Source organism: Metasolibacillus sp., assembly GCF_025291715.1.
In the GTDB taxonomy this organism is placed as follows: Bacteria; Bacillota; Bacilli; order Bacillales_A; family Planococcaceae; genus Metasolibacillus; species Metasolibacillus louembei.
Map to the genome: position 1 here is coordinate 80,118 of NZ_JAMBIZ010000009.1, position 24,488 is coordinate 104,605.

Below are 24,488 nucleotides of genomic sequence, written 5' to 3' on the forward strand. Positions count from 1 at the left end.
ATAAATCCTCAAAACTCAAAAGAGCAAACAATTCATCATGAATCGTTTGCTCTTATTAAATGTACACCTGCCAGCATCAGAAACGAAATCCCGACCATAGAGGCTACCCATGCCCATGCAAGTGGCATATTGTTAGAGCCAATGGCCATATAAATTGCAATTGGTGCAGTTTGTGTTTTGCCAGGTAAGTTACCAGCGAACATTAATGTTGCGCCGAATTCACCTAAGGCCCTTGCAAAGCTTAAGATGACACCTGCTACAAGGGCTTTGAAAGCAAGAGGGATAGCTATATAGAAAAAAACTTGTCTTTCGCTGGCACCAGCTACACGTGCAGCATCTTCAATATCTTGATCAATTGACTCAAAGCCTAGTTTAGCTGATTGATACATCAGTGGAAAAGCAACGACAGTTGAAGCAAGAACCGCTGCCCACCATGTGAACATAATTGGCTGATTGAAAAGCCAAATAATGGCGCTACCTAGTACACTATTTTTACCGAAAAGGATAATTAATAAAAAGCCAACAACAGTAGGTGGCAAGACTAATGGTAAGAGCAGTAAAGTTTCTACAAATAATTTTCCACGGAAATGACGTCTTGCCATCCATCTTCCTAACAAAGTGCCGATAAGCAAAACGATGATGCTAGAAACTAAGGCAACCTCCACCGAAAGCTTAAGTGGCGACCAAAAGTCCATGCTCATTACTTACTGCCCCTTGTTAAAGCCATACTTTTCAAAGATCTCCATAGCTGCATCGCTTTGTAAAAACTCATAAAAATCTGTGGCATCCGCTGTTTGCTTACTATCCTTTAAAATGCCTACTGGATAAATAATCGGTGTATGTGTGTCGCTAGCAGCAGTTGCGACAATTTCAACTTTATCTGAAATAAGCGCATCTGTTTTATAAACTAAGCCCGCATCAACATTTTCTGTTTCTACATATGTCAGCACCTGTCGTACATCTTTTGTATAAACGACTTTAGCTTCTAGTTCATGCCACAATTCTAAGTTTTGTAATAATTCCATTCCATATTGACCAGCTGGAACATTATCTGGTGTACCAAGCGCAATCTTTTCTGCATTTTTTAATTCTTTGAAAGATTGAATGTTTTTAGTATTGTTTGCTGGAACGACTAATACTAGTTCATTCGCAAGTAATTTTGTGCCTTGCTTTTGGTCAATAAAGCCTTCATCTACTAGCTCATCAAATTTATTTTCTGCTGCTGAGAAAAATAAATCGACAGGTGCGCCCTGTAATATTTGCTGCTGCAATGTACCAGAGCCACCAAAATTATAGGTGATTGTCACATTCGGATGCTCATTTGTATATGTCGCTGTTAATTCCTCTAAAGCATCTTGTAAGCTAGCGGCAGCGGAAATTGTTAATTCTACTGCTTCATCGTTAGCTGTTTGACTGCTACAGCCAACTAACAAAATTGAAACGAATAAAATGGCGATACAATAAATTTTCTTCATCGGATATTATTATCTCCCTTGATAGAAAGCTGATTCTTTTTCGTCATAAGATATTGATCAACAAGCGTGATATTCCCTTGCATTTTTTGTAATTGCTCTTTTGACACATTGCTGCTCTTTTGATAGGTATTTATTTGTTTTTCTAAATGACCTTTCGCAGCAGATAATGATTGCAGTAGATGATTGTGCATTTTTGCTTGTAAAAAGCTTTCGGCTGTAGCGCCATTTTTATTGTTTGTATCAAGAAACGAGTGAATGCCTTCTGGTATTTTTGGCCCTGATAAAAGCCCTTTACCAAGCGCAACAGAGCCTGCATGTGAAAATAAATTGAACATCGCCTCTGATTGTGTTTTTTGCTGCTTGTAATCACGTGTATCAAAGGCATCCATTAAAGAATTGAAAAAATCATTGCTATTATCATTTATAAATGTAGTATCTTTGGCAAAAAATGTTTGTTTCGTATGGAATAATGGATCAATCATGTTACAGCCTCCTTATTGAAATAGCCAGCTCCAAAGTACAGCAATGCCTCTCCCTGCAAAGAAGAGCGCAGCGATGATACCAAGAAAAACAAACAGACAACTAAATGTTAAGCCGTACATAAGCTTTTTTGGTGAAGGAATTTTGCGATTGCCCCATTCCTTTGGATCATCACTCGTTACTGTATGCACTTTTCCACAGTTAGGGCAAGCCTCTATAAATAAACGATTTTCAATAGTTTTTCCATGAATGCGAGCAATCTGGACAGATAAATTGGCTGTAGCAAAATCAATTGTAAAAGTTTCGCCACATTGCTCGCACTGCTGCATTACTTTTTTCGCTTTCAATAATTCATCATCTTCCTTTAATATTTATTCACTCGCATGCATTAAATGCGAGGCTTTGCGCGCTGTCCATGTATATGCTAAAAGCACGCACGCTAGTAAAATAATTGTTCCGAATATATAAGGTGCATCCATATTCCAATCAAATAAAGTACCTGCAAGCGCAGGACCAACCATATTTCCTAAGCTCATGTAGGCATTATTCATACCTGCTGCATAGCCTTGACCATCGCCAGCAAGCTTCGATACAAGTGTATTTACAGCTGGACGAATAAATGTCGTCGCAATTGAGAAAAGAGTAGCTACCGTTAAAATGACAAAGAAGCTACTAATATAAATCATTAAGAACATCGTCAGTGCAGCAACGAGTAAATTAACAAAAATTACTTTCATTTCACCGAAGCGTTTAAATAGTTTATCGATAACAAACATTTGCAAAATAACGCCTGCGAAGCCACCAACTGTTAAGACAATTGCAATATCTGTTGGGGTATAGTGGAATTTATAGCCTAAATAAACAGCCATTGTTGCTTGGAAATTCGCAATGCCAAAGCTAAATGTGAAAATAACAATTAAAATCACAAAGTAAGGCATTTTCACGGAATTTGCTAATTGCTTGAATAAATTATCTTTTTTCACGTGTTGTCTAACCTGTGCAGCTACATTTGGTAAAACAAAGTAAGAAATAAGTGCAGTAGCTATCGCAAAGCCTCCAGCAATATAAAAGGGAAAGTGCAAATTAACCTTCGCCAAAAAGCCACCAATCCCTGGACCTATTGTGAAGCCGAGCGACATTGCAGCACCTAGCATGCCCATGCCTTTTCCTCGTTCTTCTACTGTCGTAATATCAGCAACATAGGCCATGGTTGGAGCCATAATTAAAGCGGCACCAAGTCCAGCTAAGAAACGCGCTACAAATAGCATCCAAACATCTGTTGCTAAACCGAAGAAAATTTGCGCACAGCCATATATAATAAGCCCTGCAATAATAAACATTTTGCGTCCATGGCGGTCAGATAAATCGCCAGCAATTGGCGAAAATAAAAACTGCGCTAGTGCAAAGCCTGCAATAAGAAAACCAAGCGCTTGTCCACCAACGCCAAAAAGCAATAAATAATCGGGCATTACAGGAATAATAATTCCAATACCACCCATTGTAATAAACAAGCTAAACATTAATATGTAGAGCGCGGATTTATTCGTTTGTTGTGTCATATATAGTCCGTCCTTCTGATTATTCGATTGAACTAAGTCTACCATAAGGAGTAGGGGACTGCTATTAATTAAGATTGTAGTAATGCAGCAAATAAAATGAAGCTAAGAGCCCATAGCTATTAGCTTCAAGATTTAAAATGGTGATGCTTCACCTTCTATACAAAAAATTATTAATACGGGATAATCTTTTTGTTTTTTTAACCTAATTTTAACCTTGCGTCTTTATAGTCTATTTATGAGATAACGAAATCAAATGAAGGAGGAGAAGTGGTATGCAACAAAAAAATAAGCAGACATTAGTACTCATCGGCATTGTTGTATTGCTAGTGCAAACTGTATTTAGTAGTTTACCAGTTATGGCGGTAAGTACCACCTCTACACTACAGGTTACGATGAGCACAGATGGCAAGCCGTATGTAGAAGGAGATATAGCGACAAGCCCTGTAGCTATTCAAGTCACAGCGACTTCCGCAGACAGTGCTAAAGTAGAATTTTCACAGGACGGGCAAACATGGCAGCCTTTTGATGTAACAAAACTATTTATGGTAGAAGATATTGGGGAGCATTTGCTATGGTTTCGTCTAGTGGGCGCAAGCAACATACAAGAGTATACAATTCGCATTGCTCCACCAATGAATCCCCTTAATGGACGATTTTTTATTTATTCAGCTGAACAGTCGAACCCAACACTTCGGCCTAAGCTGATTGTTACTTATTCAGACAACGAGCCGCCAACTGGAACGATGCGTGTTAGGGAAGGCGCATACACGAGTGAACCTTTTGTTATACTTGATATTACTGCCGCTGACCCTGATGTGGGTGATAATGTGACAGCTATGAGATTCACAGAAAATCTAGAAAATTGGCCGTCGGTATGGGAGAATTTCGCAAACTTTAAGTCGTTCATACTAACGCCTGGAGATGGTAACAAGACTATTTACATGCAACTGAAGGACAATCGGGGTGGAATTTCGACTGTTTATAGTACGTCCGTCTATTTGGATAGATCTGCGCCGACAGGAACGGTGCAAATTAATGAGGGGGCATTATGGACTGATTCCACAACGGTTAGACTGAATCTGACGGCGTCTGACTCAGGGAGCGGCTTGAGAGAAATGCGTTTCTCAAATAATCCGCTTGATCCTCTGTCATGGGGAGCATGGCAAACATTCAACTCATCAGCCTCTTGGAATATTGCCAATCAAGAAGGCCAAAATACTGTGTATGTCCAGTTCAGAGATGCGGCGGGCAATATTAGTTCAGAAACAATCAGCGATACGATTGGTCTGGATAAGACGAACCCTTCTGGTACAATCAGGATTGCAGAAGGCGCCTTGCAGACAGCAAGCGCCAATGTCAGCCTTGCGTTATTGGCCAGCGACAGTGCATCCGGCGTTACGCATATGAGGTTGCGCAATGAGAACCAGCCTGTGGGTACGGGTACATGGGAAACCTATACAGCATCTAAAGGCTGGACACTTTCTGGCGGGGAAGGAACTAAAACCGTATATGTAGAATATCGTGATGCTGCAGGCAATATAAGCACAGCAGTCAGTGCAAGCATTGTTTTGGATACCACTCCACCTCAAGTATACGGGGTAACAAACGGCGGAATCTATAATAGGGCGGTAGCTTTCAGCTTCAATGAAGGGATAGCAACATTGAACGGCACCTTTGTAGTTTCTGGTACTCTAGTCACAACAGAAGGGAATTATACGCTCATTGTTACAGACGGTGCCGGTAATACAACGACTGTTTCGTTTACGATTGACCAGACGGCACCGGACGGGGTGCTTACGATCAATAATGGGAATCAGTGGACGAACAATGTTAATGTCACTTTAATGTTATCGGGCTTGAGTCCAGATACTCATCAATTGCAAATCTCCAATGATCCGGCGGACTTCGATAATCATAGCGGCTGGTTGCCGAAAGCGGCAACGGTAGGCTGGACCCTAACGCCGGGTGACGGCGAAAAAACGGTATATGTCCGCTTTAAAGACCAAGCCGGCAATATTAGCGGCGTCGTAAACGATTCGATAAAGCTTCTAACAGCAGCGCCGACTGGAACAGTAACAATCAATAACGGTGCTGTATGGGCGACAGGAACGGCAGTAGAGCTTGCCTTCGACAATCTTAGTGATGGTATTGCTGAATTCCAAGTGTCGAATCTGAATGGAGACTGGAGCACAGCAGTCTGGACGCCAATTGCGCCGGTATATTACTGGAACCTTTCAACAGGGGACGGTGATAAGACGGTATATGTGCGTTTTCGTGATAAGGCAGGCAATATCGGTACTACGATTGGTGCTGCAATTAAGTTAGATACAGAAGCACCAATAGGTAATTTTACAATTAACGATGGAGACGAGTGGGTAACAGATAAGAATGTAACGCTATCATTTACGGAAGTCAGCCCAGACGTAGAAGCAATGCAAGTATCAAATGAAGCTGCTACATGGTCATCTGCATGGGCAAATATCGCATCAACGTACAATTGGAAGCTTTCAGCAGGAGATGGTGTAAAAACAGTGTATGTCCGCTTCAAAGATGAAGCAGGAAATATAAGTAATGTTATAAATCAAACGATTAAACTGGATATGGAGGCACCGGTAGGAACCGTTGTAATTAATGACGGAGATGAATGGACAACGAAGACAGATGTCACATTATCATTTACGGGAGTCAGCTCAGACGTAGAAGTAATGCAAATATCGAATGAGGCTGATACATGGCCATCCACATGGGAAGTTATTGAACCAAGCTATAATTGGAGCATTTTGCAAGAAGATGGAGCTAGAACGGTTTATGTACGTTTCCGAGATGGCGCAGGCAATATCAGTAGTGCAGTTAATGCTACAATCAAGCTGGATACGGAAGCCCCAACGGGAAGCTTTACAATTAATGGTGGAGATGAATTGACAAAGGATAGAAATGTCACATTATCGTTTGCGGGAGTCAGTGCGGATACAGAAGCAATGCAAGTATCAAATGAAGCTGCTACATGGTCATCTGCATGGGCAAATATCGCATCAACGTACAATTGGAATCTGACAGTAGGAAATGGTATGAAGACGGTCTATGTACGCTTTCGGGATAAAGCGGGCAATATAAGCGCCGCGATTAGTGCTACAATCGAATTTACTGCTATGCCATCAACAGGAGGTAACATAAATCCACCGCCAATATCAAACGACAATGATAACTCAGCGCCAGCCTCTGTCCAAATCACATTGCGTACAAATGGTGGTACAGTACTTGCACCATTTGAACTTGCTTATAATACAAAAATAAGTGACTTACCTACCCCAACAAGAGAGGGTTATCGTTTTGCCGGTTGGTATGAGGATGAAGCACTGACAAAGCCTTGGGCGGAGGATACACTTGTCAAGGAGAGCATAACACTTTATGCAAAATGGACAGCAATGTCTGTGATAGAGCCTGAAATACCCCAAGAGCCACAGCTACCGCTACCGCCAGTCGTGACATTGAGCGATGTAGGGCAACATTGGGCAAAAGAGATGATTGAGGAATTAGCGACACGAGGCATTATTCAAGGCTATGAAGATGGGTCTTTCCGTCCGAATACACCAATTAGCCGTATGCATGTGGCAGTGTTACTAACAAGAGCCTTTTCCCTCGAAACCGTAAGAACCGCTGAGGATTTCTCAGATGTACCGAAAAATCATCCTTACTATAAGGCGATTGCGACATTACAACAAGCAGGCATTGTAGATGGGTCAAATGGTGCGTTCCTCCCAGCAGAAAATATGACAAGAGCACAATTAGCAAAAGTGCTTGTAGGAGTGCTCGGTTTAACTCCAGAAGGCACAAGTTCATTTGCAGATGTAGATAGTAAGCATTGGAGTGCGGGCTATATTGCAGTGTTAGAGCGTGAAGGTATTGCATTAGGCGATAAAGGTAACTTCCATCCGAATGAGCCTGTCACAAGAGCACAATTTGTCGCATTTTTATATCGAATCATGCAAAGATAGCAATAATAAAAGAAGCTTGTTTGGAATTTTCCCCAAACAAGCTTCTTTTTAATTCATACTCATCTTAAACTCTAAAAATAATTCATTATACTTCCCAAGCCATTCAAGACCAAGGTTTTCATATACTTCAAGATGCTCGCGTGTTTCCTCATCTGGGTAGTAACGCTCATCTTCCACTACTTCTGGATCCATTAACTCCATTGCAGCTAAGTTAGGTGTAGAGTAGCCCACATAATCTGTGTTTTGGGCATTGACCTCTGCATCAAGCATAAAGTTGATGAAGGCATGTGCTCCATCAATGTTCTTTGACGTTTTTGGAATAACGAAATTATCGAACCATAAATTGGAGCCTTCTTCAGGTACCGCATATGTTAAATCCTCATTTTCAAACATCATATCTGCGGCTTGCCCTGACCAAGTTAAGGCAACAGATGCTTCATTATTAATCATTAATGGTGTAATTTCGTCACCGATAATCGCCTTTACATTTGGTGCAAGTGTAATTAACTTATCCGTTGCTGTACGTAAAATTTGGTCGTCCTTTGTATTTAAAGATTGACCAATCGAATTAAGACCCATTCCCATCACTTCGCGTGCACCATCTACTAAAAAGACTTTACCTTTTAGCGATGGGTCCCATAAATCTTCCCATGATTCAAATGTTAAGTCATCACCAATCATTGTTGGATTATAGACGATGCCAACTGTTCCCCAAAAATACGGCAGTGAATATTCATTGCCTGGGTCAAATGCTAAATTTAAAAAATAAGGGTCGATATTTTTCATATTTGGTATTTTCGAATGATCTAAAGGAATTAACAAATCCTTTTCCTTCATCATTTCTACAGTATATTCAGAAGGAGCAGCAACATCATATGCTGAGCCACCTTGTTGAATTTTTGTCAGCATTGCTTCATTTGAATCGAATGTTTCGTAAATGACATGGATACCTGTTTCTTTTTCAAATTCTTTAATTAAATCGGGATCGATATATTCACCCCAGTTGAAAACAGTGAGTGTATCTTTGCCACCTTTGCCGCCTTTGACTTGCAGTTGACTGGCAGCTAAAAATAGCAAGGCACACGCAATGACGATCGCAATTGTAGCTTGTAGTAACTGTTTCATTTGTTAGCGTCCCACCTTTGCTTGCTTTGAGCGATTATTAACAAAATAGTAGCCGACAACAACAAGTACTGTAATAACAAAAATTAAACCAGAAATTGCGTTAATCGTTAATGTAATACCAGTACGTGCCATCGAGTAAATTTCGACAGACAAAGTGCTAAAGCCATTTCCTGTAACGAAAAATGTTACAGCGAAATCATCTAATGAATACGTCAAGGCCATGAAAAAGCCAGCAAAAATGCCTGGTGCAATATAAGGTAAAATGACGCGCATTAATACATCACGTTTCGTTGCACCTAAATCGCGTGCCGCATCAATTAGCGATGTATTCATTTCAAGCAATTTTGGCAGCACCATCAGCACAACAATCGGCACACTGAAGGCAATGTGTGAAACAAGTACAGAGGCAAAGCCAAGCTTCACGCCGATAAATGTAAATAAAATTAAGAAGCTTGCACCGATAATAACATCAGGGCTAACGATTAACACATTGTTTAATGACAGCAAGACGCTACGCATTTTTGCATTTTTAACTGACACAATGCCGATTGCGCCGAATGTCCCGATAATTGTTGCGAGCAAACCAGAAAGCAATGCGACTAAAATTGTATTAATTAAAATAACAATTAAGCGTGAATCACCAAAGACAGCAGCATAATGCTCCCATGTAAAGGATTCGAAATCGTTCATATTGCCAGCGCTATTGAACGAATAAAAGATAAGATAAAAGATTGGCGCATATAAAATAACGAAAACGAGCACCAAATAAATTTTAGAAATAGGTGATAGCTTTTCCATTATACGCGGCCTCCTTTAGAGTTTTTTCCTGTAAATAGCATAATAACAACCATAATAAAGATTAAAAATACCGCAATTGTTGAACCCATTCCCCAGTTTTGTGATACAAGGAATTGTTGCTCAATCGCAGTCCCGAGCGTAATAACACGATTCCCTGCAATCAATCGTGTAATCATAAAGAGCGATAGAGCAGGGATAAATGTTACTTGGATACCTGATTTTACCCCGTCCATCGTCAATGGGAAAATGACACGACGGAATGTTGTGAAGCTTGAAGCCCCAAGGTCACGTGCCGCATAGACAAGCGTTGGGTTTAGTTTATCAAGCGAGTTGAAAATCGGAATAATCATAAACGGTATGAAAATATAAACCGATACGAAGACAAAGCTAAAATCAGTAAATAGCATTTGCTGTGGATCAAAGCCAAACACTTCAATCATGGCATTAATCGGTCCGTACAAGCCGAAAATACCAATAAAGGCATAGGTTTTTAATAACAAGTTAATCCATGAAGGGATAATAATGAGCATTAGCCATAAATGCTTATGCTTCGTTTTTGTTAATAAATAAGCGACTGGATACGACACAAGCAATGTGAAAAATGTAATTAAAAAGGCGTACCAAAAGCTAGACAAGGTCATTTTCAAATAAACTGTTGAGAAAAATGCCGCATAGTTCGCTAATGTGAAATTCCCCTCTAAATCTTGAAGGGAATAATAAATAATTAAGGCAATCGGCGCGATTACAAAGAGTGCAATCCAAATCACATAAGGAAATAATGCGCTTTTTGAATTTTTAGTTTGCATTGTCATCATCTCCATATGATTCAAGTCGCTTGTCGAAATCTTCCTCCGTTTCGTTTAAGCGCATAACATGAATAGCTTCTGGATCGAAATCTAAGCCAATTTGTTGTCCCACTTCTGCCTTCTTCAAAGAGTGAACGAGCCATTCGTTGCCATCTTGGTCGTATGTCGAAATTTCATAGTGCACACCACGGAATAATTGCGTATCTACTGTCACGATTAATTTTCCTTTTTCAACCGTTGTAATTTCTAAATCCTCTGGGCGAATAACAATATCGATTTTTTCATTTTTTTGCATCCCTTGGTCAACACACTCAAATTCCTTGCCAGCAAAGCGAACGCGGAAGTCGTCAATCATCGTGCCATCAACAATATTGGATTCACCGATAAAGTCAGCAACGAAGCGGTTAATCGGCTCATCATAAATATCCACAGGTGTACCAGATTGCTGAATTTCACCGTTTGATAAAACGAAAATCTCATCGCTCATTGCCAGCGCTTCCTCTTGGTCATGTGTAACGAAGACAAATGTTTTGCCAAGGCGTTGCTGTAATTCACGTAGCTCATACTGCATCTCTGTACGTAGCTTTAAATCAAGCGCTGATAATGGCTCATCTAATAAAATAATTTCAGGATCATTAATAATAGCACGTGCAATTGCAACACGTTGACGTTGACCACCTGACATTTCGGAAATTTCACGGTTGCCATAGCCTGCTAAGTTAACGAATTTTAATGCCTCTTGTACACGCGTTTCAATTTCAGCTTCCTTTACCTTTTTAATGCGTAAACCAAACGCTACATTTTCAAAAACGTTTAAATGAGGAAACAGCGCGTAATCTTGGAACACCGTATTTACTTGACGCTCGTTCGCAGGTACATTATTAATTTTTTTATCATGAAAGAAGACTGCGCCATCAGTTGGCTCTGTAAAGCCTGCAATAATGCGTAAAATTGTTGTTTTGCCACAGCCAGATGGACCAAGCAATGTGTAAAACTTACCTTTCTCTAGCTCAAAATTAATATTTTTTAATACGACTGTTCCATCGTCATAAGATTTCGTTACATTTTCAAAACGAATAATTGTATTGTTGTCCATAACAAGCCTCCTAAACTATAAGTAAGATTCCGTAGCGACAAGCAACAATTCTGTTGTCCCGTCATATACATTAAAAATTTGGTGATTGGATATAGCATCATAATAAACAGAATGTCCTTCTGTTGCGATATAGGCTTCATCTCCAATGACGACACGAATGCGTCCCTTTAATACATAAATAAACGTTTCAGCAAGCGATGGTTCAAAGGCTTTAAATGCGCCTCCCTTATGAATTTTTAAAAAGACAGGCTCCATCTCTTTATCGTTCGATGTTGGAATTAACCACTCAATTTCATATTGCTTTTCATTATCTGTAAAGCTAGTGCGATCTTCCTCTGTAAAAACAACATGCTTATTTTGCCATTTCTCATCATCAAAAAATTGTTTTGGCGTTGTGCCAAGCACCTCTAAAAGCGAAAATAGTGTTTCGATAGAAGGGGAGTTCAAATCACGTTCCAGCTGTGAAATATAGCCCTTCGTTAAATCTGTACGTTCGCCAAGCTCCTCTTGGGTAAGCCCTTTTTTTAGTCGGAGCTCCTTTATTTTCATACCAATTTGCATTTCTTTGCCTCCTTATAAGTTTAGTAATTTTAAACTGCGAGTTATGAAAGTTTACTTTTACAAAACTTTAAGTTTACAAAAACATAGATAATTATACATTCTTTTGTCTAAAAAACAAGTGTTTTTATAAGTTTTTACAAACAATTTAGCGCAAATTTTCCCCTGTACTGACATATTGTAAAGAAGGAGGAGATAACAATGAAATTGAAGGAAACAATGCCAGAGTTTCAAGGCGCAACAGGGTGGCTAAATCGAAAAATTAGAAAAGGTGATTTAAACATGCTGACAATTGTTCATTTTTGGTCAGTGAGCTGTTCGTTATGTAAGGAGCTGCTACCAAGGCTTTATTCTGTTGCTAAAAATTATGAGGTTGAATTAGTAGCGGTGCATATGCCTAGACTACCTGAAGATGAGGAGCTAGCAACAGTCAAGGAAGCCGTACGCCAATTTGATATGAGAGAAGCTGTCTTTTTAGATCATAATAAGCATTTAACAAATATTTATAATCCTCGCTTTGTACCAGCCTATTATATTTTTGACAAGCAGCAGCAATTACGTCATATTCAAATTGCAGGAAGTATGCGCTTAATTGAAAATAAAATACAATATTTAACAAGAGAAATGCAATAACGAAATCGCTTGTAAACAAAAGTAGTGAGTCGCTCAATGGCAACCAAAAATTAGGACTTGTTGAAAAAGTATAATCCTTTTTCAAACAAGTCTATTTTATTTCACAAAAAGGGAATGTATGTTTGTTTTTAAAGGAGGAATAGATTATAATTTTTATAGAAACTGAAAATGAGATAGAGGAGTGACCTTATGTCAAAAGAGCTAGTAAGGCAACTAGAGCATTGGTATGAAGAACATCAGCATAATCAAATTGTAGAAGCGATTGAACAATTACCTGAGTTAGAGCGACATTATGAAATAGTTGGACACTATGGGCGTGCACTTAATAATCTAGGACGATACGCAGAAGCATTACAACAATTAATGGTGTTTAAAGAACAAGGGCAACAAGATGCAGATTGGCATTGGCGCGTTGGCTATGCTTATTTCTTTATGCATAAATGGCAAGAGGCACTGACTTCCTTTAAAAGAGCGCAGGAATTACGATTTGATGATAGAGCAGAGGCGTATATTATTTATTGTCAAAATATTATGAACGATATAGAGCAGTTAACAGAAGATATTCAACGTGTGCCTTTCCGTACGCGTGATTTTAGTCAATTTTGGGAGAAAAGTGATTATGCAAATGAAAATTATGTAGAAGCAGCGCCTACTGCTGAAATGATTACTTCTATTGAGGAAGAGCTTGGCTATAAATTGCCTGGGGATTATATTTGGTTTATGCAGCAGCAAAATGGCGGCATACCAGTAAATACTTGCTATCCAACTGCTATGCCAACCTCATGGGCAGAGAACCATGTGGCAATTACAGGTATTATGGGTATTGGTCGAGAAAAAACGTATAGCTTGTGTGGCGATTTAGGGAGCAATTTTATGTTGGAGGAATGGGGCTATCCAGCTATTGGTGTCGTCATAGCCGATTGCCCATCAGCAGGTCATGATGTCATTATGCTTGATTATCGTTTTTGTGGGAAAGATGGTGAGCCTGCTGTTGTACATGTAGATCAGGAGGATGATTACTATATTACATTCCTTGCCCCAAACTTTGCGTCCTTTATTGTAGGATTAGTTAATGAGGAAGTATTTGATACATCAGAACAGGATAAACTAGACGATTTGGATAATATTAAGTATGCACCCTTTTCACCATTATTGCAGTCATTATGCGAGAAAACAGGAGAGGGCAAGCGCATAGAGGCAGTTATTCGAGGGATTTGCACCCAAATTGTAGAGGATAAAGGCTATTTTGCTTTACATGCGGATGAGCTATCTATGCTGATGTATGATATCCAATTTTGGCTGTATACAAATGCGAACTCAGAGGTAACACAAGTGCAATATTTAGAAGACTATCAAAACATTATTGCACTTGCACAAGGTTTCAGCACAGGAGGATATGCCCCAGGCTTTATTTCAAGCTGGCTAGAGGAACGAATAGCGCAAGGTGAAATCGTAAATCAGGATGGAGGGCTTAGCTTCACAGCAGAAAAGCTGACTAGTCTACATGTCCAAATGCTGAAAGAGGAGCTAAAACCATTTTGTTTGGTAGAACATGATAGCGGAAATATTTCACTTATCTTAAATGTAGGAATTTATAAAGCGGAGTTATTTGAAACAAGAGCAGAGGAAGGATTTCAAGGGAGTGGCTATGATTGGTATTCATTGGCGGATGTTTATTTGCAAGAGAGGCTGCCTAAGCTAGTAGGTGTTGTGCGTTTCGACCCAGAGGCAGACATGTTTTGTGCCTACTCTCATGAAAGGGAAGCATTGCTGCAATTTGCTATTGGATTTAAGCATACATGTGAAGATGATAAATTAATTTACGACTTGTTTTCTAGGGCGATATTGGATTAATAGATCAAGCTTTACTTCGCTAGAGCCATTACGTTACACTGTTGACAGCAGAGTTGGAGGCGAAAAAGATGAAAAAGGAATTTGTAGTAATTGGATTAGGGCGCTTTGGTGGGAGTATCGTAAAAGAGTTAGTTTCACTCGGTGCAAATGTAATGGCAATTGATACGTTAAGAGAACGTGTAGATGAATATGCTTCCATTGCAACACAGGCAGTTGTGGCAGATACGACAGATGAAGCGGTCATAAAATCGCTCGGTTTATGGAATTTTGAGCATATTATTGTCGCAATCGGTGAGGATATTCAAGCAAGTATTTTAACAACGCTTATTTTAAAGGAGCATGGCGTTCCCCAAATTACGGTGAAGGCGCAAAATGACTACCATGAAAAAGTGTTAAGAAAAATCGGTGCAGATTTCGTCGTTCATCCAGAGCGTGATATGGGGATACGTATTGCCAATAACATGATGTCAACAAATGTACTTGATTATTTGGAGTTATCAGATGAATATTCCATTATGGAAATTAAAGCGAGCGATAAAATTGCAGGACACAGCTTAATTGACCTTGATATTCGTGCGCAGTATGGTATCAATATTGTCGGCATTAAAAGGGGCGCAACCATTATCGTTTCCCCTGTTCCACAAGATCCAATTTTATTAGGAGATATTTTATTAGTGATTGGTGCAGATGTGGATATTAATCGTTTTGTAAAAAAAGCATTGTAGGAGTATAGCAAAAGACAGAGGGAGACCAGCTAATGCTGATCTCCCTCTATTCGTAGCGCTTTTCGCTAGAGGAAGTATTTTTAGTATGATGTTTATGGCGTTCATCTTTAACTTGTTCGTTTAGCTCCTCAACAGGAATCGCATCGACTGTTTTCATATCTTCATGCATATCGAAAATGCTTTCTTTTTCCGTATCCAACACATCAGGATTATGCAAATGTCTCGTTTTAAATGGTTTATCTTGCTTCATAATTTATCACCTCTCTATTATATGTTTCACCGAAATAAAAAATATTAAACATAAAAGGCTGTTCGAAATGTTAGGCATTAGCCTACGATTCGAACAGCCTTATTTTTTATACTTCCATAATGATTGGTAAAATCATTGGGCGACGCTTTGTCTTTTCATATAAATATGGACCTAAGACATCTGTAATTTCATTTTTTAGCTCTGCCCATTGAATGGACTTATCTTGAATTGTGCGATTTAAATGCTGGTTAAGCATTTTTTGTGCTTCATTAATCATTAAGCCTGATTCACGCATATAGACGAAGCCACGTGAAATAATATCTGGACCTGAAACCATTTTATGCTTTTCCATATCGATGCTAACAACAACGATAACAAGACCTTCCTCAGATAAAATGCGACGGTCGCGTAAAACGATATTGCCGATATCACCGATACCATTGCCATCGATATAAACATCGCCTGATGGAATACGACCTGCAACATGCGCTTCATTTGCACTTAATGCTAGCACATCACCATTTTCCATAACAAAGGAATTGTCGATTGGCACATCACAATCCTCTGCAAGCTGTGTATGCATTTTTAGCATGCGATATTCACCATGGATTGGCATAAAGAATTTCGGTTTCATTAAACGAAGCATTAGCTTTTGCTCTTCCTGTGAGCCATGTCCAGAAGTATGAATATTATTAAGCGAGCCATGAATGACTTCCGCTCCTGCACGATATAGTAGGTTAATAATTTTATTGACACTAATTTGGTTACCAGGAATTGGTGATGATGAGAAAACAACTGTATCACCAGGCTGGATTTGAATTTGGCGATGTGTACCGTTTGCGATACGGGATAATGCTGCCATTGGTTCACCTTGTGAGCCTGTACATAAAATTAACACTTCGTTGGCTGGTAAACGATTGATGCTACCTGCATCAACAAAAGTTTCCTTTGGAGCTGAAATGTAGCCTAGCTCTCGGCCGATTGTAATGGCATTATCCATAGAGCGACCAAATACTGCAATTTTGCGTCCGTGTGCTACCGCTGCATCTGTTACTTGCTGCAAGCGATGAATGTTCGATGCGAATGTCGCAAAAATAATGCGTCCCCCAACTTTGCGGAATACATCGTCAATGCTTTCTCCCACTTTACGCTCAGACATCGTAAAGTTTGGCACCTCAGCATTTGTACTATCTGATAATAGACATAGTACACCGTCGCGACCGATTTCCGCCATTTTTGTTAAGTTTGCTGGCTCACCAACTGGCGTAAAGTCAAATTTGAAATCCCCTGTATGCACAATATTGCCAGGTGGCGTTTTAACAACGATACCATATGCATCTGGAATACTATGTGTTGTACGGAAGAAGCTAACTGACGTTTTTCGGAATTTAATAATGTCATCTTCCTTAATTTCAATCATCTTCGTTGTACGCAATAAGCCGTGTTCTTCTAGCTTGTTGCGAAGTAGGCCTAGCGCTAATTTGCCGCCATAAACAGGAACATTTAATTGGCGTAATAAGTATGGAATGCCACCAATATGGTCCTCATGTCCATGTGTAATAAATAAGCCTTTAATTTTGTCAACATTACGTACTAAGTATGTGTAGTCTGGAATTACATAATCAATTCCTAGTAGATCATCTTCAGGGAATTTAATACCTGCATCAATTAAAATAATTTCATCTTGGAATTGAACGCCGTATGTGTTTTTGCCGATTTCACCCAGTCCGCCGAGTGCGAAAACAGCCGCTTGATCATTTTTAACAAATTTCATAAATATTATGCGTTCTCCAGACGGAAGTTTGGACTCGCTTGTTCATATTCTAGATAGTTGCCCTCTAAAAGTTGAACAAGTTCAATATTATAGTTTCGTTCTTTTAAGTAGGCGCGTACTTCACGCTCTGAAGAAGCTTCTACATAAAGTGTTTTAGTGTTTTCGCGAACTGGAGTTTCATGCTTGTTTTCTTGATAATAAACTTTGTAAATCATATGGACTCTCCTTTTAATTACGTACATTATTATTGCACTTAATAATCTAAATGGATGATAACATGTCTGAAATGTCTATATAACAAATAGAAAATAAATGCATTTCCTTTATATTATCATGCGTTTCCTTTAAAATAAAGAAAAGCCCTCCAAAAGAAGGGCTTAAGCAATTGATTTTTTTCCGAGGACGCCATTTAATCGTTTCAACAATTTCTTTTTGAGCCGTTTCAGCATGGCACATCACTCCTTGAGAAAATTATACTGAATTTTTTGACTTTTGTAAAGGAGAATGAATAGATATGAAAAAAATTTTATTTTTTGATGTAGATGGCACGCTTTATAATAGTGATAAAAAGCTTCCTAGTTCTGCAAAGGAGGCTATATTAGCAGCGCGTGCTAACGGCTATGAAATCGCGATTGCAACAGGGCGTGCTCCATACATGATTGAGGAATTGCGAGATGAGCTTGACATTGATACATATGTCACATTAAACGGGCAATATGTTGTCTATAAAGGTGAGGTTATTTTTTCAGATGGGCTTAGCAATGAGCGTTTAGATGAGCTTGTGACATTTAGCTCAGCACAAGGACATCCACTTGTTTTTATTGATGAAAAGCAAATGATTGCTTCCATGCCAGAGCATGAGGGAGTTCGTTGTAGCTTAGAGACATTGGATTGTCCGTATCCACAAGTTGTGCCTGATTATTATAAAAGTCATCCGGTTTATCAAACATTAGTTTTCATGAGAGAGAATGAGGAAGCTGGATATATGAAAGCATTCCCAGATGCACAATTTGTGCGCTGGCATGCGGAAGTATGTGATGTATTACCACAAGGAGGCTCAAAGGCACGCGGCATTCAAAAGTTAATTGAAAAAATCGGCATAGCAATGGAAGATACAATTGCCTTTGGCGATGGTTTAAATGATATTGAAATGCTGCAAACGGTAGGAATCGGTGTTGCAATGGGCAATGGTCACGCACAAGCTAAAGAAGTAGCAGATGTACAGGCACCACATGTGGATGATGACGGCTTAGCGAAAGCAATGAAGGAATTAGGCCTTGTCTAATGAACAGAGATGTATATAAACAATGAGAGGAAGGAAAAGAGAAGGTGGCGGGTGAGAAAATATTAATAGTTGAAGATGATGAAGATATTATGGAAGTATTAGCTTTATCGATGAAAAGTGCAAATTATATAGTATCACGAGCAACAACTTTCCAAGAAGGCTGGGATGCTGTAGCAAAAAAACAGCCAGATTTAATTTTATTAGATGTCAATTTACCTGATGGAAACGGCTTTCAGTTAGCTAAAAAAATTCGGGAAATATCAGATGCTATTATTATTTTTGTAACTGTAAACCATCTTATTGATGAGAAATTGCACGGCTTTGAGGTAGGGGCAGATGATTATGTTACGAAGCCTTTTATTCCAAAAGAGCTCGTGGCACGTGTACAGGCGCATTTGAAAAGAAGAGTGGCAACAGCAAGTCAGCACATTATAAAGCTAGATCAGCTAGAAGTGCATATAGATGATAAGATGGTTTATAAAGAAGGGCAGCTCGTCAATTTATTTACAAAGGAAAGACAGCTGCTATTTTACTTAATCGAAAATATAAATAAAGTGCTTAGTGTAGAGCAATTAATTAATCACGCTTGGGGCTTTGATGGCACAGCAGATGCGAAAACTTTATCTGTGCATATGAGCACATTGCGTCGAAAAATTGAAGATAATCCTTCACAGCCAAAGTATATACAAACAGTGCGAGGCTTTGGCTATATTTTTAGTAATAAAGATTAATAGTGTGTAAATGATGTTATAAAACCCGAACAATTTTCTGAAAAAAAATTGTTCGGGTTTTTCTTATGAGAAAATAATTTATTGTCAATCCTTTAACAATGGTAATGTAAAGATAAAGGTTGAGCCACTATGCTCGGTGCTTGTTACGCTAATTTCTCCTTGATGCTGTGAAATAATTTGCTGGCAAATGGCAAGACCGAGACCGTGTGAATTTTTAATGTTTGAATTGGAAGCTCTGTAGTAGCTATCAAATATAAACGGTATGTCTTTTGTAGGTATGCCGATACCGCTATCTTTAATTGAACAAATGAAATGCTCATCATTTGTGTAAATTGCTAATTCAATGCTCCCCTTTTTCGTATATTTCATAGCATTTGACATAATATTTTCAAATACTTGCTGTATACGTGCAGTATCGACGAGTAGCTGCGCGTATGGAGAACCATAAAAATTGGCGCTGTACTGCAAGCCGAGCTGCTTAATTTCATGCTCATAGCGTAACTCAAATTGCTGGAACAGCTCCTTTGCGCTAATTTTGCTAAATTGGTATTCAGCTCTACCAGATTCTAAATTAGCTAAATCAAATAAATCCTGAATCAGCACATTTAAAGAAAGCAGTCGATCTTTACCGCGTGTTAAATATTTTATTTTCTCCTCTTCTTCTGTAATAACACCATCTAAAATAAGCTCGATATAACCGAGAGAAGAAGTAATAGGTGAACGCAATTCATGAGAAATACTATGCAATAATTTTTTGCGCTCTAGCTCATTTTGCGCTAATTGCTCGTTTACTTTTTTCAAATGCTGGTTTGTTTCATCAACTTGCTTTGTACGTGCCTGCACATGCTGCTCAAGCTCCTCATAAATTTGAGCATTCTCAATGGAAATGGCAATTTGTGTAGAAAGCATTTTTAACAAATCGATATGTGTAGCATGAAAGGCATTTGCTGTGACTGTATTTTCTAAATATAAAATTGCGATAATTTCACGCTTATGATGGATTGGCAAGCATAAAATCGACTTAGCTGCTGAGGATGTGCGCAATAATGCATTTGGCACTTTCGTATTTTGAATAATACAAGGCTCCTCACTTTGTATAACGTACCGCACAATAGACTGCATATTTTCATGAAATTGCTCTAGCTGCTGCTGCTCATATGTGGCAAAAATCGTATTATCGGCCTCTGCCTTTGCTAAAACAATAAGTTCGTCAGCGCGTTTATGAATGAAGTAGCCTACCGTTGCACTAGCATGCCTCAATAATGAAAATAAAATATTGTGCAGTAAGCGTTCCATTTGAATATCCTTTGCAAAGGATTGCGCAGTTTCTAACACAGTCATCATTTCAAAGCTACTATTTAAATAGCTTTGCTGCTCTATAATTGGCATACTATGAACAGCGTATTGCACCTCCCAATACTTTGCGACTGTTTCTGCCTCCCATTGGCGAGCTGCTTGAATAGCCTGCCTGCTGTAATAAAGAGCTGTCAGATCATCGTCCTTCATTTTATAGTAGTTTGCTGCACGCTCATAAGCAATGGCGCTATCTTGTATAAAATGGCGCATTTTTGCTAACTGTATTGCACGATCATAATAAAGTTTTGCTTTGTCATCCTCATGATGAAGATGGTAGTCTTCAGCAAGTAGCAGTAAATATAAATGCTCGTAGTGCTGTGGTGCGAATTTTACCCATTTTTTAAACTTCTGCATGCTTTCTTTAATTTCTGCACGATATACCTTTTGCTCGTGGCGGCTCCCTTTTTGCTGATGCAGCCAATTGAATTGCCATAATGCACGATAAAAATAATAAAGCGTCGTAACAGGCAAATCGAAAACCTCTTTATAAATAGGGCTTATTAACGATAATACAGCTAACCCTTGCTGCTCATTATGAAGTAAAAAGGACATTTGCAGGCGAACTGAATAATGCATCATTTTAATAATAGGCTGATCCTGTATCGTGAATGGATAGGACCATTCAATCGGGTGATGTGGATCACGCAATACATTCATCCATAAAGCCATCTCTGCTAAAAAATCAATTGTTAAAGGCGTTGCATTTAATGAGAATTCATCCTGCTGCTTGATTTCCTGCTGCAAATTGGAGATGGTTGTGCCACGAATAAGCTGTGCAACAAAGATAAAGCAGGAGGCGGTTGTTACAATTACATGGAGCCCAATTTCACGGCAATATTGCTGTGCCCTGCTCATATAATTGATGCTCGTTTCATATGAATCTGTCCAATGGCTAATAAATAAGCCGTATACATAGTAGACATGCCCTTTTATATAAATGCTGTCCTGCTTGTCAGCTACTTCGATTGCCAGCTGGCTAAAGTGAATCGATTCTTTAATATTGCCAAAGCCTGAATTTAGCAGCATGGCATAATTAATTAAAATAATGCCACCCTTTGCGCCAAGCCCATACTTTAATTGCAATCGAAATGCACGCATTAAAGCAAAGCCTGATAAATTAGAGTCGACCCTTACAGTGCTTGCAACCATATTAATTAATATTTGAGTGACAATATCAATTTCCTTGTTTTCAAGGCTTGAAGCAGTTAGCAATTGTTGGTCTGACTTGCCGCGTAAAGCAAGCTGTAGTTTTATTAGTTCGTTCAATACTTGAAGCTTGTTAGGGCGTGCTGGAATTTGCATATTGGCTTCTGCCAGGCCTGTTAAACCAGCTTGAATGCTAGTATGTGGATCATCTGTCTCAATATAAAGCCATGTTTTTAAATTATAAATTGTTAGCTTTTCAAGCAGTGTTTCACAATAGAGTAGGGCTTCTGATAAATGTTTATCGGATGATTCCATTTGTCCCAGCAAGCATTCACATTCTCCTAGATGAATATAAATATCCAATGCTTCTTTACGCATGATTTGCCAGCAATTTGCCGGAAGTAAATCTCGACTGATTGTTAAAAAATAGAGCGCATTTTCTAAAAGCCCAACTTTTTTAGTGCTCACACCAAGCTGGTAATTCCAGATTGCTAGCTGATATTTTTCTTGCTCGCTTAGCAATGAGCAACAGTAGTTGAGGTGTTTCACAACTTCCTGTAGTTCATAGCTATCTTGTGAATGATCAAGTAATGTTGTAAAAAGCTGACCGATTTGATAATGTAGCTCAAGCTTTTGTGCTTCGGGAATTCTTTTATAGGCAGCTTGCTGAAAGCGATTATGAACGAATTGGAACGTCAACCTGTGCGTTAAAAGCACTTCCTCTAATTCAAGCTGACTCGCCCATTTAAAATCTGTATTTAAAGGAATAACAAAGCCTGTTGTAATAAGTGCATCAAGTAGCTGTAACAGCTCTTGGTCTGTAAAGTTAACGAGCTTGCGCAATATATGAAAATCAAATTTAGCTCCTAAGCAAGCAGCGATTTGTAAAACATGTAACGTATCCTTCTGTAAATTTGCCAATTTATTTTCAAGAAAGAGCAATAACTCAGAATTTAGTGCAACTTGGTTAAATTTTTGGATATCGAATTTCCATTGTTTTGAGTCAAAATCCAAATAAATCGTATTGTCCTGCTGCAAGGAACGAAAGGCTTCTTTAATGAACAATGGGTTACCATTTGTTAAGTTCATTAAATGCTTGACGATTTCCTCCATTGTTGATGTTTGCATATGAAGCGATTCTTGCAGCCAAAACGTAATGTCTTCTTTTGTCAATGCTGTTAGCTCAATATGCTTATAAAAAGGGAGAATGAGCTTTAATTGCTTTTCCTCTGCTATACTTTTTTCGTTAATACGCAACGTACTAATGAACAATAAATAACCTTCACGATGCTGCTCATAAATATCAATTAATGCCTGCAATGTATTTTTATCAGCCCAATGTAAGTCATCAATTAATAATACGATTGGCTTTTTCTGAAGTGCAAAGCATCGCAATATTTTTTTTATACTATTAAATAAATGGGCTTGTAATTGCTTACTATCATCATAATATTCATCTTGAATGCTATCGTTATCATAAAACCATCGTAGCTCTGGCAGTAAAACAACTAAATCTGAAGTTACATGCAGTTGCCCTTTTTCAAAATGATTACGCCAACTACTAACAGTATGTTCACCTTCCATATAAAGCTGCTTTAATAAATCACGCAACGGAAAAATAACTGAAGCAAAATCATTTTCCAATTGCAGTTGATTGTATTTTGTTTCGGTAAAATAGCCTTTTGCTGTCGCTATTTCTCCTTTTAGTCCATAAACAAGCTGGGATTTTCCGACGCCTGCTTCCCCAGAAATAAGCGCGAATTTTTTGTCACCACTCGTCACTTGCTCAAATAAATGAGTCAGTGTTGCTACATGTTGCTCGCGACCATACAGCTTATTTGTCAATGTTGGAGACAGTGCGATATCTCCAGTGCCTAAAGTGAAATTCTCAAGCAATTCATCAGCAAGCAAAGCTTTTTGAATAGCAAGCAAATCCTCTCTTAAACCAACAGCACTTTGATAACGAGCACTTGGATTTTTTTCAAGTAATTTTTCAATGATTTGCCAAATAATAAAAGTATTTTGGTGCTGTGTTGCCAATAATTGTGCAGGCTTTTTCGTTAAAATGTTATAAATAATATCGATGGTATTTTGCCCTGTAAATGGTGGTGCACCACTCAATAGCTGATAAAAAATGGCACCAAGTGCATATAAATCAGCACGATAGTCAATAGCTATATTTAACCTTCCTGTTTGCTCAGGCGCATAATATGGAAGCTGCTGCAAATGTGGCTGTGTATTATTCATAACGATCGGAGTACCTATATTATATTTGATGCTCATATCACTACTTAGCAGCTTTAGCTTCAAGGATTCAGGCTGAATTAAAATATGGTATGGATTTAGCGCTAAAAATAATAATTGATTTTGATGCAAGCTAATACAAATATTGCTTAAATCAATAGCTACCTGCAAAAATTGCGAAATTGTCATGTTTTTAAAATTAATTAGAGGAATGCCATCGAAATTTTCATAAATGAGTCCGTAATGTTGGTCAATATAATCAACCGTAATAGGCTTTAATAGCCAAGGACTCGTATCGTTAGCAAATAGAGCAAGCTCATAATTTAATCGAGCGCGATATTCAGCAGAATTTTGATGAATGCTTTTGACAAGCATTCTATTATGAAATTTATCGATATACATTCGCTGTAAGTGCCAACCTTGATTTGTTTGCAAAATAATATAATTTTTCAATGTGCAACACCTCCAAATACCATGTTTTTTTTATTATAAAAGATAGAGGTTAAAATTAGGTTAAATAAAAAAAGTTGTTTGAAAAGATATGTACCTTTTCAAACAACTTTGATTGGGCTGCTTAGAAAGTCATTTTTAAACAGCA

20 protein-coding genes are annotated in these 24,488 nt (G+C 38.5%); 6 read left to right on the forward strand and 14 right to left on the reverse strand.

Annotated features, from left to right (window positions below):
• Positions 1-35: 35 nt before the first annotated feature.
• The 5 genes from modB to M3Z76_RS08295 are packed head-to-tail and all read right to left on the reverse strand — an operon-like array spanning position 36 to position 3,514.
• Positions 36-701 carry a molybdate ABC transporter permease subunit gene (gene modB, locus M3Z76_RS08275; protein WP_293922382.1) on the reverse strand — a complete coding sequence of 222 codons (666 nt, stop codon included), beginning with the start codon at positions 699-701 and terminating at the stop codon, positions 36-38.
• Positions 702-704: 3 nt separating this feature from the next.
• Positions 705-1,475, reverse strand: a complete 771-nt coding sequence (modA, locus tag M3Z76_RS08280; RefSeq protein ID WP_293922384.1) for a molybdate ABC transporter substrate-binding protein — start codon at positions 1,473-1,475, stop codon at positions 705-707.
• On the reverse strand, positions 1,472-1,957 hold the full coding sequence (locus M3Z76_RS08285; protein ID WP_293922386.1) for a hypothetical protein: 486 nt from the start codon (positions 1,955-1,957) through the stop codon (positions 1,472-1,474). Before M3Z76_RS08285 ends, modA begins: the two co-directional genes overlap by 4 nt.
• 12 nt (positions 1,958-1,969) lie before the next feature.
• Positions 1,970-2,302 carry a CpXC domain-containing protein gene (locus tag M3Z76_RS08290; protein ID WP_293922388.1) on the reverse strand — a complete coding sequence of 111 codons (333 nt, stop codon included), beginning with the start codon at positions 2,300-2,302 and terminating at the stop codon, positions 1,970-1,972.
• 24 nt (positions 2,303-2,326) lie between these two features.
• Complete coding sequence (locus tag M3Z76_RS08295) at positions 2,327-3,514, reverse strand: MFS transporter (RefSeq protein WP_363319865.1); 1,188 nt, start codon at positions 3,512-3,514, stop codon at positions 2,327-2,329.
• A gap of 272 nt (positions 3,515-3,786) precedes the next feature.
• On the opposite strand from M3Z76_RS08295, the gene M3Z76_RS08300 reads away from it, so the two are divergent.
• Positions 3,787-7,509, forward strand: coding sequence for an S-layer homology domain-containing protein (locus tag M3Z76_RS08300; protein ID WP_293922389.1), 3,723 nt, complete (start codon positions 3,787-3,789; stop codon positions 7,507-7,509).
• Between the two features lie 48 nt (positions 7,510-7,557).
• Here M3Z76_RS08300 and M3Z76_RS08305 read toward each other — a convergent pair whose 3' ends face one another.
• From M3Z76_RS08305 to M3Z76_RS08325, 5 genes are read right to left on the reverse strand one after another with little or no spacing between them, the layout of a single operon-like run.
• Positions 7,558-8,634 carry an ABC transporter substrate-binding protein gene (locus M3Z76_RS08305; protein WP_293922391.1) on the reverse strand — a complete coding sequence of 359 codons (1,077 nt, stop codon included), beginning with the start codon at positions 8,632-8,634 and terminating at the stop codon, positions 7,558-7,560.
• Positions 8,635-8,637: 3 nt separating this feature from the next.
• A complete protein-coding gene (locus tag M3Z76_RS08310; protein WP_293922394.1) occupies positions 8,638-9,432 on the reverse strand; it encodes an ABC transporter permease in 795 nt (264 codons plus the stop codon).
• Positions 9,432-10,238: an ABC transporter permease gene (locus M3Z76_RS08315; RefSeq protein ID WP_293922396.1), complete on the reverse strand. Its 807-nt coding sequence runs from the start codon at positions 10,236-10,238 to the stop codon at positions 9,432-9,434. The genes M3Z76_RS08310 and M3Z76_RS08315 overlap by 1 nt, the downstream gene beginning before the upstream one ends.
• Complete coding sequence (locus tag M3Z76_RS08320) at positions 10,228-11,334, reverse strand: ABC transporter ATP-binding protein (protein ID WP_293922398.1); 1,107 nt, start codon at positions 11,332-11,334, stop codon at positions 10,228-10,230. The genes M3Z76_RS08315 and M3Z76_RS08320 overlap by 11 nt, the downstream gene beginning before the upstream one ends.
• A gap of 15 nt (positions 11,335-11,349) precedes the next feature.
• Positions 11,350-11,895 (reverse strand): helix-turn-helix domain-containing protein, encoded by a 546-nt coding sequence (locus M3Z76_RS08325; RefSeq protein WP_293922400.1) that lies wholly within the window; start codon positions 11,893-11,895, stop codon positions 11,350-11,352.
• A 198-nt stretch (positions 11,896-12,093) separates the two neighbouring features.
• Between M3Z76_RS08325 and M3Z76_RS08330 the strand changes: the two genes are divergently transcribed.
• The 3 genes from M3Z76_RS08330 to M3Z76_RS08340 all read left to right on the forward strand — a co-directional run bounded on the left by M3Z76_RS08330 (position 12,094) and on the right by M3Z76_RS08340 (position 15,104).
• Positions 12,094-12,525, forward strand: coding sequence for a thioredoxin domain-containing protein (locus M3Z76_RS08330; protein WP_293922403.1), 432 nt, complete (start codon positions 12,094-12,096; stop codon positions 12,523-12,525).
• 189 nt (positions 12,526-12,714) lie between these two features.
• Complete coding sequence (locus M3Z76_RS08335) at positions 12,715-14,379, forward strand: Imm51 family immunity protein (RefSeq protein ID WP_293922405.1); 1,665 nt, start codon at positions 12,715-12,717, stop codon at positions 14,377-14,379.
• Positions 14,380-14,447: 68 nt separating this feature from the next.
• Entirely contained in the window at positions 14,448-15,104 is a 657-nt protein-coding gene (locus M3Z76_RS08340) for a potassium channel family protein (RefSeq protein WP_293922407.1), read from the forward strand.
• Positions 15,105-15,150: 46 nt separating this feature from the next.
• Here M3Z76_RS08340 and M3Z76_RS08345 read toward each other — a convergent pair whose 3' ends face one another.
• From M3Z76_RS08345 to M3Z76_RS08355, 3 genes are all read right to left on the reverse strand, one after another.
• Positions 15,151-15,354 carry a hypothetical protein gene (locus M3Z76_RS08345; RefSeq protein WP_293922410.1) on the reverse strand — a complete coding sequence of 68 codons (204 nt, stop codon included), beginning with the start codon at positions 15,352-15,354 and terminating at the stop codon, positions 15,151-15,153.
• A 106-nt stretch (positions 15,355-15,460) separates the two neighbouring features.
• Positions 15,461-17,128: a ribonuclease J1 gene (gene rnjA / locus M3Z76_RS08350; protein ID WP_293922412.1), complete on the reverse strand. Its 1,668-nt coding sequence runs from the start codon at positions 17,126-17,128 to the stop codon at positions 15,461-15,463.
• Between the two features lie 5 nt (positions 17,129-17,133).
• Complete coding sequence (locus tag M3Z76_RS08355; protein WP_107837851.1) at positions 17,134-17,343, reverse strand: DNA-dependent RNA polymerase subunit epsilon; 210 nt, start codon at positions 17,341-17,343, stop codon at positions 17,134-17,136.
• A gap of 299 nt (positions 17,344-17,642) precedes the next feature.
• Here M3Z76_RS08355 and M3Z76_RS08360 point away from each other — a divergent pair, with 299 nt between their 5' ends.
• A complete protein-coding gene (locus M3Z76_RS08360) occupies positions 17,643-18,413 on the forward strand; it encodes a Cof-type HAD-IIB family hydrolase (RefSeq protein ID WP_293922415.1) in 771 nt (256 codons plus the stop codon).
• A gap of 44 nt (positions 18,414-18,457) precedes the next feature.
• Positions 18,458-19,144, forward strand: coding sequence for a response regulator transcription factor (locus M3Z76_RS08365; RefSeq protein WP_293922417.1), 687 nt, complete (start codon positions 18,458-18,460; stop codon positions 19,142-19,144).
• 84 nt (positions 19,145-19,228) lie between these two features.
• Here the strand turns inward: M3Z76_RS08365 and M3Z76_RS08370 are convergent, their stop codons facing one another.
• Positions 19,229-24,343, reverse strand: coding sequence for an ATP-binding protein (locus M3Z76_RS08370; protein WP_293922420.1), 5,115 nt, complete (start codon positions 24,341-24,343; stop codon positions 19,229-19,231).
• Positions 24,344-24,488: the final 145 nt, after the last annotated feature.